General features: G+C 71.5%; 9 protein-coding genes. 5 read left to right on the top strand and 4 right to left on the bottom strand.

What is annotated here, in order from left to right; translation table 11 throughout:
* Positions 1 to 3 precede the first annotated feature (3 nt).
* The 3 genes from AC5WRT_RS04695 to eccE all read right to left on the bottom strand — a co-directional run bounded on the left by AC5WRT_RS04695 (position 4) and on the right by eccE (position 5,596).
* The gene (locus AC5WRT_RS04695) at positions 4 to 3,102 is read right to left on the bottom strand and encodes an SCO5717 family growth-regulating ATPase (RefSeq protein ID WP_496096318.1); all 3,099 of its coding nucleotides are present in this window, start codon (positions 3,100 to 3,102) and stop codon (positions 4 to 6) included.
* Positions 3,103 to 3,470: 368 nt separating this feature from the next.
* Positions 3,471 to 4,235, bottom strand: coding sequence for a hypothetical protein (locus AC5WRT_RS04690; RefSeq protein WP_496096319.1), 765 nt, complete (start codon positions 4,233 to 4,235; stop codon positions 3,471 to 3,473).
* Complete coding sequence (gene eccE / locus AC5WRT_RS04685; protein ID WP_496099952.1) at positions 4,235 to 5,596, bottom strand: type VII secretion protein EccE; 1,362 nt, start codon at positions 5,594 to 5,596, stop codon at positions 4,235 to 4,237. Before eccE ends, AC5WRT_RS04690 begins: the two co-directional genes overlap by 1 nt.
* Before the next feature lie 207 nt (positions 5,597 to 5,803).
* Here eccE and eccB point away from each other — a divergent pair, with 207 nt between their 5' ends.
* The gene (gene eccB / locus AC5WRT_RS04680) at positions 5,804 to 7,324 is read left to right on the top strand and encodes a type VII secretion protein EccB (protein WP_496099951.1); all 1,521 of its coding nucleotides are present in this window, start codon (positions 5,804 to 5,806) and stop codon (positions 7,322 to 7,324) included.
* A 25-nt stretch (positions 7,325 to 7,349) separates the two neighbouring features.
* Positions 7,350 to 8,627, top strand: a complete 1,278-nt coding sequence (gene mycP / locus AC5WRT_RS04675) for a type VII secretion-associated serine protease mycosin (protein ID WP_496096322.1) — start codon at positions 7,350 to 7,352, stop codon at positions 8,625 to 8,627.
* Positions 8,628 to 8,973: 346 nt separating this feature from the next.
* Here the strand turns inward: mycP and AC5WRT_RS04670 are convergent, their stop codons facing one another.
* Entirely contained in the window at positions 8,974 to 9,486 is a 513-nt protein-coding gene (locus tag AC5WRT_RS04670) for a hypothetical protein (protein ID WP_496099950.1), read from the bottom strand.
* A gap of 412 nt (positions 9,487 to 9,898) precedes the next feature.
* On the opposite strand from AC5WRT_RS04670, the gene AC5WRT_RS04665 reads away from it, so the two are divergent.
* The 3 genes from AC5WRT_RS04665 to AC5WRT_RS04655 all read left to right on the top strand — a co-directional run bounded on the left by AC5WRT_RS04665 (position 9,899) and on the right by AC5WRT_RS04655 (position 13,487).
* Positions 9,899 to 10,351 (top strand): DUF2563 family protein, encoded by a 453-nt coding sequence (locus tag AC5WRT_RS04665; RefSeq protein ID WP_496099949.1) that lies wholly within the window; start codon positions 9,899 to 9,901, stop codon positions 10,349 to 10,351.
* A 2-nt stretch (positions 10,352 to 10,353) separates the two neighbouring features.
* Positions 10,354 to 12,150, top strand: a complete 1,797-nt coding sequence (locus tag AC5WRT_RS04660) for a WXG100 family type VII secretion target (protein WP_496099948.1) — start codon at positions 10,354 to 10,356, stop codon at positions 12,148 to 12,150.
* An 89-nt stretch (positions 12,151 to 12,239) separates the two neighbouring features.
* Positions 12,240 to 13,487, top strand: coding sequence for a S8 family serine peptidase (locus AC5WRT_RS04655; protein ID WP_496099994.1), 1,248 nt, complete (start codon positions 12,240 to 12,242; stop codon positions 13,485 to 13,487).
* The last annotated feature ends 48 nt before the right edge of the window (positions 13,488 to 13,535 follow it).

The raw sequence follows: 13,535 nt of genomic DNA, 5'->3' as shown, positions 1-13,535 counted from the left end.
GCCCTACTGCTGGGGCGGACCCGGCGGGGGCTGTGGAGCCTGCTGTGCCTGCGGGTAGCCGTAGGCCCCCGGCTGGGGCGGCTGCCCCGGCTGTGGCGGGTACGGCTGCTGTCCCGGAGCGGCCTGCGGGTACGGCTGTCCCTGTTGCGGCGGGTACGGCTGCTGCCCGTGCTGCTGTGGCGGGTACGGCTGCCCCGGAGCCTGCGGATAGGGCTGGGCCGGCGTGGGCTGGCCCGGCATCGGCGGCGCGGCCACCGGCGGCGGGTTGCCGTCGCTGGTCCACAGGCCGTGCGCCTGCTGATGGCGGGTGACGTCCTCGGCGACCAGCGCCGCCAGGTTGAAGTAGGCCTCGCGGGTCTTCGGCCGCATCATGTCGAGGTCGACCTCGGCGCCGGCGGCCAGATGCTCGTCGAAGGGCACCACGACGACCGCGCGGGTGCGCGTCTCGAAGTGCGCCACGATGTCCTCGACCTTGATCATCTTTCCGGTCTCCCGGACCCCGGAGATCACGGTGATCGAGCGGGAGACCAGGTCGGCGTACCCGTGCGCGCCCAGCCAGTCCAGTGTCGTACTGGCGCTGCTCGCGCCGTCCACGGACGGCGTGGAGATGATGATCAGCTGGTCGGCGAGGTCGAGCACCCCGCGCATGGCGCTGTACAGCAGACCCGTGCCAGAGTCGGTCAGGATGATCGGGTACTGCCGGCCGAGCACGTCGATCGCGCGCCGGTAGTCCTCGTCGTTGAACGCGGTCGAGACGGCCGGGTCCACGTCGTTGGCGATGATCTCCAGACCGGAGGGTGCCTGCGAGGTGAACCGCCGGATGTCCATGTACGAGTTCAGGTACGGGATCGCCTGGACGAGGTCACGGATGGTCGCCCCGGTCTCCCGGCGCACCCGTCGGCCGAGCGTGCCGGCGTCCGGGTTCGCGTCGATGGCGAGGATCTTGTCCTGCCGCTCGGTGGCGAGGGTGGAGCCCAGCGCTGTGGTGGTGGTCGTCTTGCCGACGCCGCCCTTGAGGCTGATGACCGCGATCCGGTAGCAGGACAGCACCGGCGTGCGGATCAGCTCCAGCTTGCGCTGCCGCTCGGCCTCCTCCTTCTTGCCGCCGAGCTTGAACCGGCCGCCCGCCGCCGCGGGTCGGCCGCTCTTCGCCTTCTGCCGTTTGTTGTTGAGCAGCCGGTCCGAGGACAGCTCCACGGCGGCCGTGTAACCGAGCGGCGCGGCACCGGGGTTGGTGGGCTGCCGCTGGTCGTGCCGGACGGGCTGCGGCCAGGCGGCACCGGACCGCGGATCCACGGGCGCGTGCGGGGCGTGGGGCGCCTGCGGCGCCTGCTGTCCCTCGGCAGCCGGTGCGCCGCCGGGACCCTGCGGCGGCTGCGGGAAGCCGTAACCGCCGGGCTGTTGCTGTGCGTCGGGGGTGCCGGGCTGCGGGAAGCCGTAACCGCCCTGTTGCGGTTGGGGTTGCGGCTGCGGGGCGGGCGACTGGGGGAAGCCGTAACCGCCGGGCTGTTGCTGTGCGTCGGGGGTGCCGGGCTGCGGGAAGCCGTAACCGGCCGCCGGATGGGGGCCGTTGGGGTTCGGCCGGGAAGCGGGGGGCTGCGGGAAGCCGTAGCCGCCTGCCGTGCCGGGGCCCGCCGGGGCCGGCTGCGGCCCCGGGCCGGCCGTCGGCTGCCCCGCCGTGTTCGGCTGTCCGGGCTGGGGTGCGGCGGGCGCACCGGGCTGGTTCTGCTGCGGCTGGTTCCATGCCGCGGGCGACTGGGGGGCCTGCGGCTGGAACGGTGGCTGCTGGCCGGGCACAGCGCCGGGCCCCTGAGCGGCCGTCGGCTGCGGCTGACCGGGCATGGGCATCGGGCCGGGCTGCTGCTGTGCGGGCCACTGGGCCGCCGGGGCGGGCGCCGCGGGCTGATAGGACGGCGGCAGCGGGGGCACCCCGTTCTGCGGCGCGGGCGGAGGCGTCCAGCCTGGCCCGCCGTCCTGGCCGGCCTGGGCGGGGGCGGCCGATATGCCCGCCTGCGGGGTGGGGTCCGGCCGGGCGCCGGTCTCCGGCGTACCCGGCTGCGGGGTGGCGCCGGTGGTGGCAGCGGCCTCGGGTGCCGCGGCGTCCTGCGGGCCCGCGTCCGTGGGCGAGGAGGAGTCGGACCGGGCGGTGCCCGAGCCGGTGTCGTCGGTCGCGCCGCTCTCGGACGTCGTGTGGGCGGACGGTGCGGTCCCGGACTCGGCGTTGTCCGCGGACTCCTCCCGAGCACCGGCCGTGTCCTCGGCGTCCGTACCGGCGTCTCCCTCGGCCGTGTCCTCGGGCGGGGCCTGGTTCTCGTTGTCGCCCTCGTTCTCGCCGTCGCCGAGACCCTCGTCCTCGTCGGTGTCGGCCGGGGAACCGGCGGAGGCCTTCGCGGAACCCCCGGACTCCTCGCCCGGCTGCTCCTCGCCGCTCTCGGCCATGCCCTCGGCCACGTCGCCCTCGGCCCCGGCGGAGCCCGTGGCCGTGCTCTCCACGGGGCCCTCGTCGCCGGAACCGATCTGCGTCGCGGCCGCCGCCGCACGCTCGGCGATCTCGGCCATCTCGCGCTTCAGGGCCACGGCGGAGAACCGCATGGTGGCCCCGCTCTCCAGGTCCCCGTTGCTCGTCTCCGGCTCGACGGCCTGCGCCGGGGCCTCCGGCTGTGCCTGCTGGGGCGGCTGCGGCTGCCCCGGCTGGACGGCATGCGGCTGCTGCGGCTCGAATCCCTGCGGCAACTGGGGCATCGGCACGGGGTTTCCGACGGGCGGCACCGGAGCGGCGTGGGGCGCGCCCTGGGCCGGCGGGGGCGGCGGGGGCGGCGGTGCGTACGGAGTGCCCTGGGGCGGGGTGCCCTGGGGCGGGCCGTACGGGGCGTCCTGCACCGGGGCCGGCGGCGTGTAGGGGGCGCTGTTCGGCGGCGGGGGCGGCGGCACCGGGGCCGACGACGGCGCGCCGGACGAACCCTGTGCGTTCTGCGTGTACCAGGCGGGCGGCGCGTAGTCGATGGTGAACTCGCCCGTCATCTCGATGGCGGACTCCGCGTCGGTCTGGTCGTCGTCGGGTGTGTCCCAGCCCCCGCGGATCCCGTCCCGATCGCTGTTCACAGTTCCTCCTGGTGTGGTCGTACACCCTCATGCCGTGCTGGGGGCGACCGTCCTGTCGTACGATCCGCCGGGCTTCCCCCTCGGGTCACCGGACCCCTTGGTCGCAGAGCGCACCACCCGCTCGTGGGAACTCGCGACTGCCCGGTCCCAGCCTAATCACCAATGCGACGGCGCTGGCAGGCCCGGCCGCCGCTTCCTGCCCGTCCGACGCGTCACATCGGGGCCGTTACGGCCGCAGCGCGTACGGACGTACACCAAAACGTGACGCGGCAACGCCCCAGCCGGGCACGATAACGGGTGAATTCCCGAACCAATTCCCCAACTTCCTTGAAAACGGGCAAGTTGGGGCCAGCCGCGCCGGACGCCCCTCAGTCCATGCGGCGTGCCACGCCCAGCAGACCGGTCTCGGGATCGGTCGCCTGCGTCACCACGTACTGCCGATCCCGCTCCGTGCACCACAGCGTCACACCGTCCGGAAGCGTGGGCAGCGTCTCCACCTCCGTACGGGGCAGCCCCAGCACCCGCCCGATCTCCGCCGCCTCGTCCGGCGACACCCGCTGCACGCCCACCAGCCGCGCCTGGCGCATCAACCGCGGCGCGACCGGGCTCAGATACGGCAGCAGGGTCAGCACGGACTGCCAGGGAGCCGACACCACGCGTCCGCGCGGCGGGCGCATGCCGCAGTCCCGGACCACCAGCACGGGCGTACCGGCCGAGGCGCCCTGCGGAGGTACGCGGCCGACGTCGTACACCGCCAGGCCGTTCTGCCCGCCGCCCATGGCGTGCACCATCGGCATCCAGGCCTGCGCGCGTCCCGTCTCCACGGCCACGCGCGCGCCCGTCGCCGCTGCCCGCAGCGCCATGACCTGCGCGGTCCACAGGCCGCCGATGAGCACGATGTCGTACGGCGTCGGACGGTTGACGCCGAGCACGGCGGGCCGGCCCTCGGCGTTGACACCGACGACGACGCCGTCGTCGCCGATGGGCAGCGACAGCGTGTCGGCCTGCTCCACGGGCAGGGTGTGCCGTGGGTGGCGGGGGCCGAGCAGACCGAAGCCGGTGCGCAGCCGTTCGCCGAGACCCGCCGCCGGCGAGGCCGGGCGCGACGGTGCGTGCGAGGTCGACAGGGCCATCAGCGGGCACCTCCGAGCGGCAGGGTGGCCAGAACGCCGGGCAGTTGCTCCCGGTCCAGGCGAGCGAGTCCGGTCCGCGCCCGCCGCGCCGCCTGTTCCAACTCGCGTCGCGCATCGGTCAGTTCCTGGTTGCTGCGGCCGGTGATGCGCACGTGGCCGGTGATGACCACGTCCTGCTGCGCGCCCTTGGCCAGCGTCAGGCTGAACGTCGTCGCCAGCGCGGGCACCTCCGTCAGCTGCGCGACCAACTGGGCCAGCGAGCCGCCGGATCCGCCCAGCTGGGGCCAGCGGCGCACCCAGTAGGTCGTGTGCCGGCGGTTGTCGCAGCGCCAGCTGCGGCTGGACTCCTCCGTACGGCGCTGCGGCGCCTCGCCCCGCCCGGCCTGCGCCGTCACCATGGGGTTGGCGCACGCAGAGGTCGCGATGGCGGCCGTCAGCTCCTCCTCGGTGAGCACACTCGCCCGGAACCCGGCGCCGGTCAGCCGGCTCGACAGGTGCTCGGCCGCGCGGGTCAGGGCCTTCTGCGCGCCCGTCAGCCCGCCGCCGCGCGCGGCCACCGCCTCCGGGCACAGCTCGGGATCCAGCTTCAGCGCGATCCAGGTGATGCGCACCGCCGGGGAACCGGTCTGGGCCTGCAACGGCGCGTAGTTGCTGACCACGACCGACTGCTGGGGCAGGTGCAGCGCGGGCGCCGGCTGGGTGTGCACGACGATCTGCGCCGACTCCAGCCGTATCCCGTCGACTTCGAGGGCGTCCCGCACCAGCCGCACGGGCAGCGGTCTGCGGCCGCGCTCGGCGCGCAGCACGTCGGCGTCCGACTCGACCTGCAGTACCGTGGTCAGGAACCCGCCGTCACCGATCATGCCGATGGGCCGCTGGTCGCGGTCGTCGCCGCGGTTGCAGCTGTAGGTGCGCAGCGTCGGGTCGCACTCCACGGCCGGGGTGAGTCCGGCGTCGGTCCCCGGCGGGACCACCGCGCCCGCCGCCCGGCGGTTGCGGGCCCGCAGCGCCAGCAGGGTGCTGAGCCACTCCGGCAGGGAGCGCCCCCGGCGCCGTACGACCGCGAGGACCACGAGCAGCGCGGCGACCGGGACGGACGCGATCAGCGCGATCGTGCCCACGAGCCACCCGCACAGCACGAGTGCGGGAGCGATCTCCAGCAGCACCAGCCGCTGCAGCGCGAACGAACCTCCGCGGCCCGAACGGGACTCCGGATGCGGGGTGAAAGTGCCCTGGTGGGGCGTGGCGGACGGCTGGGCGGTGGGCTGAGCGGAAGAAGGGCCGTGGGAACTCGACCGGCGCGCACGACGTGGTCGTGATCCCGGTTGCGATCGCGACCGGGTCCGCGTTGCGGAAGCCATCACTCCAAAACCCCCGAACTCACCCGGAAACCCTTTGAGCTCCGGTCCCTTCAAGCCGTGAGCACCCTACCCGTGCCACACGCACGTCCACGCGACAGGCATAGTAGGGGGCGGGTCTGACAGTCGAGTCACCAGAGGCAACCGAGGGCGGGGGACGGATCTTCACAGGTCCCCCACGGCTCCGCAACGGGGAGAGAGCGGACACAGATGGCATCACGGCGGGACGAACTCAACGCCTACACCTTCGCGAAGCGCCGCACGCTCGCAGCATTCCTCCAGCCCTCGCCCTCCGGCTCGGAGGAGGGCGCCCCCAAGCCGCTGGGCGCGCTGGTGCCCGGCCTCGTCGTCGGCGTCGTGATCCTCGCGGTGTTCGGCGCGGTCGGGATGTTCAGGCCGACGGCGCCCAAGGGCTGGGACGACCCGGAGAAGCACGTCATCGTCGCCAGCGAGTCGACCACGCGGTACGTCGTGCTGCGGACGGGCAAGCAGGTGCAGTTGCACCCGGTCCTCAACATGGCCTCCGCCAAGCTGCTGTTGAGCCCCGAGAACGACAGCGTCATCACGGTCGACGAGAAGGTGCTGGACAGCGGCAGGCCCCCGCACGGCGTCACCATCGGCATCCCCTACGCCCCCGACCGCCTGCCCTCCCCGGGCGAGGCATCGGCCGCCAAGCGCTGGGCCGTCTGCGAGCGTCCCGGCCCCGGCGGCCGCGCCATCCAGAAGGCGGCCTTCGTCCTCGCCAAGAAGGAATGGCCCAAGACGGAGGGCCCGAACCGGCTCACCGGCGGCGACCTGATGTACGTCGTCGCCCCGGACGGCAAGACCCAGTACGTCGTCGACGCGCACGGCACGGCGTACCCGGTCAAGAACCCGGACGACAAGGAACTGCTCAAGGCCCTCGACACCCAGGGCCGCGCCCCGCAGCGCATCTCGCAGGACTGGCTCGCCACCCTCCACAAGGGCGACGCCGTCTTCATCCCCCGCGTCCCGGGCACGCCCGGCACGAAGGCCGGCGCCGGCCTGCCCGCTCAGTACGACAAGGTCGGCGAGGTCATCAAGGCCTACGACGGCCACACGCTGCGGTACTACGTCGTGCTCCAGGGCAAGGTCGCCCGCGTCTCCGAGTTCACCGCGACGCTCCTCCTCAACAGCGGACAACTCGTGAACGTCGGCCAGTCCGGCGAGGCGCAGCAGGTCAGCCCCGGCGCGGTCGCCGACAGCACCACGTTCCAGGGCGGCCGGAACTGGCCGGCGTACCGGCCCAGGACGGTGAACGACGGCTCCGGCGCCACCAGCGGCCGCAACACCGTGTGCAACGTGCTGCGTTCGGTCGGCGCCCAGGGCCGGACCACCCTGTCGACCTGGGTGGGCGAGGCCTTCCCCGCCCAGCTGCCCACCGGCTCCTCCAGCGGATACGTCACCCCCGGTTCCGGTCAGCTCTACCGCCAGTTCCAGGGCACGGAGACCTCGGTCGGCGGCGTCTTCCTGGTCACCGACACCGGCCTGCGCTACGCCCTGCAGTCCAACAGCGACAGCGACAGCGACAGCGAAGGCATCGGCACCGACGCCAAGAAGCGCAAGGAGGAGCTGCAGGAAGCGAAGATCGCACAGACCCACCTCGGATACGAGAACGTGAATCCGACCCCCGTCCCCATGGAGTGGTCGACGTTCCTGCCGACGGGCCCCCGTCTGTCGGAGGCGGCGGCGCGTCAGCCGCAGGGTTCCTGACGGCCGGGCGGAGGAGAACGCAATCATGCTGAAGGCAAGGAGGCCCGGGGCCTCGGGCACCGTTGCGAGAGCGACGACCCTGGCCGCCGCGCTGGCCCTCACCGCCACGGCCACCGTGATCGTCCTGCCCGCGACCCCGGCCCGCGCGGACGACGGCCAGTGCACGTTCCCGTCGAAGCCGTACGCGGGCCGGCCATGGGCGCTGCAACGCGTCAACCTGGACGAGCTGTGGGCGCTGTCGACCGGCAAGGGCGTCCGGGTGGCAGTGATCGACACCGGGGTCGACGTCAAGAACCCGCAGCTCACCAAGGCCGTGGACGCGGCCGGCGGCAAGAACCTGCTGCCCGCGAAGAACTCCAGGGGCGAGAAGATCGACCGCGGCAACAGCTCCGGCACCACGGACACGGTCGGCCACGGCACGCGCGTGGCCGGCATCATCGCGGCCCGCCCGATGAAGGGCACGGGCTTCGTCGGCCTGGCCCCGGACGCGACCATCATCCCGATCAAGCAGAACGACGCCGAGGGCGACGGCACCGCGGACACCCTGGCCCAGGCCGTTCTCGACGCGGTCCACGCCGGCGCGGACGTCATCAACATCTCCCAGGACACCGCCAACGCGCTCGATCCGCGGGACTCCAAGCTGAAGGACGCCATCGACTCCGCCCTCGCCCAGAAGGTCGTCGTGGTGGCCTCGGCCGGCAACGACGGCCTCGGCGGCAACGTCAAGGTCACGTACCCGGCGTCGTACCCGGGCGTCCTGGCGGTGGCGGCCTCCGACCGCAACAACGAACGCGCGCCCTTCTCGCAGTCCGGGGATTTCGTGGGAGTCGCCGCTCCCGGGGTCGACATGATCTCCACGGTTCCCGGCGGTGGCCACTGCTCGGACAACGGCACGAGCTTCTCCGCCCCCTATGTGGCGGGAGTCGCGGCCCTGTTGAAGGCCAAGTACCCCAACTGGACGGCCCAGGAGGTCGTCGCGCAGATCGAACAGACCGCGGAACGCTCGATCCCCGGCCACGACAGGCTGGTCGGCTGGGGCGTGGTGGACCCGGTGAAGGCGCTCACGGACGTGGACCCGGAGCACCCCGTCCAGTCCCCGCACCCCGAGGGCGGCGTGTCGAGGGCCGAGGCCCCCGACGTCACGCCTCTGCACTTCGGCGAGACGGCGGAGCAACGCGACAGCCGCATGGCCACCTACGTCGTCGTGGGCGTCCTGGTCCTGGTGGCCGGCCTGAGCGGTACGGCGGTGGCGGTACGGGACGCGCGGCGCAGGCGCGCGGGACGACTGCAGACCGGCCGGTGAACGCCCTGGACCAGCTGGGCCCGCTGGCCCCGTTCCTCTCCGTGCTCGTGGCCATGGCGTGCGTGAAGGCGGGCCGCGAGTCCGGCGTCAGGGCCTCAGCCCTTCGGCACCGGAGCTGCCCGACACCGCCTTCGTCCGCGCCCGGGTCCTCTTCGTGGCCCTCGCCGCCCACGACGTCCACGCGGCCGTCCGGGGCAGCGACGAACTACTCCCCGCCGGGCCCGCTCAGCGGGGAGGGTTCACTGACGTACCGGGGACACCGGATCGCTGTGACGACGCGGAAGGGGGTGCTGAGGCGGGGTGCGGAGGAGCGGGGGAGCGAGGGGCAAGGGGAAGCCGACCGCCCTCACAGCTTCCCGAAGACAACACCCCGCCAGGTCCACCCGCACTCGAGCACGGTGTCCCGAAGCGGATCGCGCAGCCGGGCACTGTCGAAGCGGAAGGTCTCGGTCACCTCCAGCCGACCGCTCGCTCCCCGCCCGATGGTCACCGAGCGGGTGACGGTTCGACTCGGCCCGCGCGAGCACTGCGACGACACCTTGAGCCTCGCGGGATTTCCGACCCGCTGGACCTCCCACTGCTCCTCGAGAGCGCGCACCTCGTGCTCCTCGCGGTCCAGCCGCATCCGGATCCGCACGACGTGACTGATCCGGGACTGCACGAAGAGGTGCTGCCAGGCGGGCTCCCTCAGCCGCCACTCCGCCAGCAGGTCGCACCCCTCACCGCCGCCGTAACGGACGACGTACGGAACATCCGGCTGATCGAGCCCGAGCAGAGCGGCCCGCAACTCCTCACCGGGGACCGGGGAAACTCCCTCCGGAGGGCGCCGGGTGCCGGTGAGCCTGTCGAAGAGACCCATGAGACTCCTGCCTTGTGTGACGCCGGGGGACCCGCTGCCGGGCGGTTCCGGGAGGAGCCTCCGGCGCGCTCGGGGTCCACTTCGGCGACTTGCCTGTGGAAGTTCTGCAAAGATCCGAGCAATGACGCGCCGTCGCCGACCGATCGCGGTCAGCGTCGGCCGGCGACCTCGCGCATGTGCGGCCGGTCACCCGCGCCGCCCTCCGCCACGGGCTCGCAAACCGGGCAAAGCGCGGCGCCTGATTCAGTCTCGTAACCGAGTCAACACATATGCAGGTTGGACCCGTTGAGCCGGTTGACTAGAGTAGTCGGGTGCTGTGAGTCGCGGCTCGCTTTGCGATCGTATGGCGAGCGGTCGGTCGGTCCGGGTTGGTCGAGGCCGACGGATGTACGGGGAAACGGGGAGGAGCGTCGTGCTTCCGGCAGACATGGTGGGGGGCGTGTCGGCGACCAGGGCGGCGAACCTGGAAGCCAGCAGTGAGGCGCTGGATGCGTTCGTGAAGCGGGTGGACAACGTCCTGAAGACGCTGGAGGGGTCCGCGGGCAACCCGGCGAAGGTCGGGGCTCAGACGATCAGGCAGGCGTCACTGACGTCCGGTGGGCCGGACGTCTTCCCTGAAGCGCACGGTCTGTACCACCAGTACAGGCGGGTCCATGGTGAGCTGACGCGGCTGTCCAGGAACCTGCATCTGCAGATCGAGGCGATCGGTATCGCGGTACAAGGTGCACGTGTCGGCTTCGACAACCTCGAAGAGGAGCAGCGTCAGCGGTTCTGGGCGATCCAGGCGCAGATCGGAAAGGACCACGCTGCGGCGGACGACAAGAGCCACACCGGTAACGACGCGCAGAGCGGTGCGGGGTTGTAGCGATGACTGACAAGCACGACGCGGATCTGAAGCGAGTCGGCGATTGGAACAAAGCCACTGACTGGGTCCGCCGTTACGAGAGCGGCCCGCACCCGGGCGGACTCCTCTTCGGCGTGGTCGACGCAGCGATCAGGGCCACTCCGACGGGGCAGGGGGTGGCTATCCGGACTGATTTCGGCAAGAAGGACCTCCCGCTCAACGAGATGATCGACTTGGTTGAGCAGACCGATCCGGAGGACCTGGAGTCCTCGGGCAAGGCCTTGTGGGACGCGCGCGACGCCATCAAGGGGGCAGCCGACGAGCTTGACGGCCACATCCAGAAGGTGCACTGGGTTGGTGAGTCTGGTGACTCGTTCCGCGACTGGGGCGGCAAGCTCGTCACACACGCCCACTATCTGAGTGAATTCGCCGGAGCTGCGGGGGACCAGATCACGGCTGCCGCCGTGGGTCTTGCCGCCGTCCGGGGCGCCATGCCGAATCGTGATACGGAGGCGAACCGGAAGCGCCCCGAGACGTTCACGGCCGCCGAGAAGGCGGCGGACAAAGAGGGATACGCCACTGCCGTAAAGGTGGAGAAGGACCGCCAAGAGGCGATCAACCAGATGAACCGGTTGGCGTCGTACTACGCGGTGTCCGAAGAGGTGCTGTCGACCTTGCCTGACAAGGAGAAGGCGACGTTCACCGCCATGCCCAATGTGGGGGTTCCCAAGCCCTCGCGGTGGAGCAGCGATGGCGACCCGACGCCCGCCGCAAGCTCGGGCTTCGCCTCGCATGCAGGTACAGGATCCGCATCCGGCGGCGGCCATCACGCCGCAGTGCGGAGCGGTGACGTGACCCGGCACGTGACGAGCGTCAGCCCGACGCCCACCCAGCACGTCCCCGACAAGATTCCGCATGTCGACCAGCCTGTCGGCACGCACATCGATACCACTGGCACGTTGCCTACGCCCACGACCACCACACCTGGGCCCAGCCACACGCCGTCGGTCACGGGCACGCCTCCTACCAGTGGTGGCCAGCCCAATGTGTTCGACGGTGGTGGATACCGGCTTCCGGTGCCCAATGCCCCCTCGGGCCGCGGCCTGAGCGGCGCCGGTGGCCTCCGTACGCCTCGGTCCGCTCAGGGGCGCTCGGGAACGTCCCGTTGGACCAACCCGGGTTCCGGGCGTGTCGCCGGGGGAGAGCCCGTGGACGAGGTGGGCCGCTCGACGTCGGCCGGCCAGTCCACTGTCAAGGGCACCGCTTCCGGGCCGAGGTCGTCCTCGCCGATGGGCCGAGGGGTTACAGGCGGTACACCACGGCCCGGAGGTGCCGGGGCAGCACGCACGAGCAGCGGGCCGGTCACCGGTGCCGGACGGTCCGACGGAGTCGTCGGGGGGCGGCCCTCCGCCACGAATCCGTCGTCGAGGAACGGGTCGAGGCTTCCACGGGGCACGGTCATCGGCGGTGAGGAGGAGGCCAACTCCCGTTCCCTCACTGGTCGGCTCGGCCAGCGTGGTGTCTTCGGAGCGTCCGAGTCCACGACGCGGCCAGGCGCGGGGGCGACCGGCTCTCGGCTTGGTGCCGGAACGTCCGAGCCCGTCACCGGCAATGCCACCGCGCGCAACTCCGCGGCAGGCGCTGAGCGCAACGGCATGACCCGTGGTGGTGCCGGCCTCACTCGTGATGCCGGCCACGACCGAAAGCCCGGCGACGCACGGAAGACGGACGGGTCGCCGCGGCCCGACTACCTCGTCGAGGACGAAGAAACACACCTGCCCGACAAGCCCCGGCGTGATGTGCCGCCGGTGGTCAACTGAGTGTGAGCGAGGACAGAAGGACGATGAAGTCAGGGATCAGCCGACGCGCCGAGCAGGCCAGGGTGCGCAGAACAGGCCTTGCTGGACGCGTGCGTGTTGTGGCCGCGGTCGTCGGTGCCCTGGCTGCTACGACGGTGGGCTTGGCTCCGAGCGCCTCCGCTGGTGATGTGCAGTCGAAGCAGTGGTACCTCGGTCCGATGCAGGCCGAGAAGATGTGGAAGGTCAGCACCGGGAAGGGCGTGAAAGTCGCTGTCATCGACACCGGGGTGAACGCGAACACTCCGTCGCTCAAGGGGCAGGTCCTGACCGACGAGGTGCCGACATCCGTTGCGTACCGGGCCACTGACGATTACGTCGGCCACGGTACAACCATGGCCGAGCTGATCGCAGGTACCGGAGCAGGTGGTGGGCTGAAAGGCCTGGCGCCGGGGGCGAAGATCATCCCGTTCCGCGTCAAGTTCGACGGCATGAAGCGCAGTGCGGAAGAGAAGAAGAAGACGCCTGGTTCCACCGCCGCGATCAGGGCGGCGGCCGACACGGATGCAAAGATCATCAGCATGTCGTTCGGTTCCCCAGGGCCCGACTCCGACGAACAGGCCGCCATCGACTACGCGGCGTCGAAGGGGAAGCTGCTGATCGCGGCAGTCGGTAACGACGGCCGGAAATCAGGTGACACCATCGGTTATCCGGCGGCTGACGATTACGTGATCGGTGTTGCGGCGACTGACGCGTCCGGCACGGCATCGAAGTTCTCCTCGCACGGCGGCTACGTCGACCTCTCGGCCCCGGGGCAGAACTTCCCCGGCTGGTGCGACGCCACGTTCCGTTCGTACTGCGACAACGTGAACGGTACGAGTTCGGCCGCGGCCATCGCCTCGGCCTCGGCCGCTCTGATCTGGTCCGCCCACCCCGACTGGACGGTGAACCAGGTCACCCGCGCGCTGGTCGACACGGCAGGCCGTAGCTGGCCGAAGAACAAACCGAGCACATATCTCGGTTACGGTGCCGTGCGCCCTCGCGTGGTGCTGGCGAATCCTCACTACAACCCCGGTCCGGCGAACGTGGACCCCCTCCGCAAGGAGAACGGCGGGGATCTGCTGGCCAAGTCGGCAAGTTCGTCCTCGTCTTCCCACCAGTCCTCGTCCTCCGCTTCTGCATCAACCCCGTCACAGGCCCCGGAAAACAGTTCAACCGGCGGCACTTCGGCGGCAGGATCAAGCACGCACTCGTCAAGCGACAGCAACTCCACTCTCTGGATCGCACTCGGCGCCGTCGCCGCGATCGTCGTGATCGGCGGTGGAGGCGTGGCCGTGGCGCGAGTACGACGCGCCAGGTGACGTTCTCGGCCGTCAACGGCCCGCGCAGCTCGGTGCAGTCGGGCAGGC

It is taken from the genome of Streptomyces sp. NTD91 (genome assembly GCF_059510455.1).
This window is presented reverse-complemented; position numbering and strand designations above follow the sequence as displayed.

What these genes read in the sequence shown, in the direction of transcription:
- AC5WRT_RS04670 (WP_496099950.1), bottom strand. Translation starts at nt 9,486, where the DNA reads ATGGGTCTCTTCGACAGGCTCACCGGCACCCGGCGCCCTCCGGAGGGA.
- mycP (WP_496096322.1), top strand. Translation starts at nt 7,350, where the DNA reads ATGCTGAAGGCAAGGAGGCCCGGGGCCTCGGGCACCGTTGCGAGAGCG.
- eccB (WP_496099951.1), top strand. Translation starts at nt 5,804, where the DNA reads ATGGCATCACGGCGGGACGAACTCAACGCCTACACCTTCGCGAAGCGC.
- eccE (WP_496099952.1), bottom strand. Translation starts at nt 5,596, where the DNA reads ATGGCTTCCGCAACGCGGACCCGGTCGCGATCGCAACCGGGATCACGA.
- AC5WRT_RS04690 (WP_496096319.1), bottom strand. Translation starts at nt 4,235, where the DNA reads ATGGCCCTGTCGACCTCGCACGCACCGTCGCGCCCGGCCTCGCCGGCG.
- AC5WRT_RS04660 (WP_496099948.1), top strand. Translation starts at nt 10,354, where the DNA reads ATGACTGACAAGCACGACGCGGATCTGAAGCGAGTCGGCGATTGGAAC.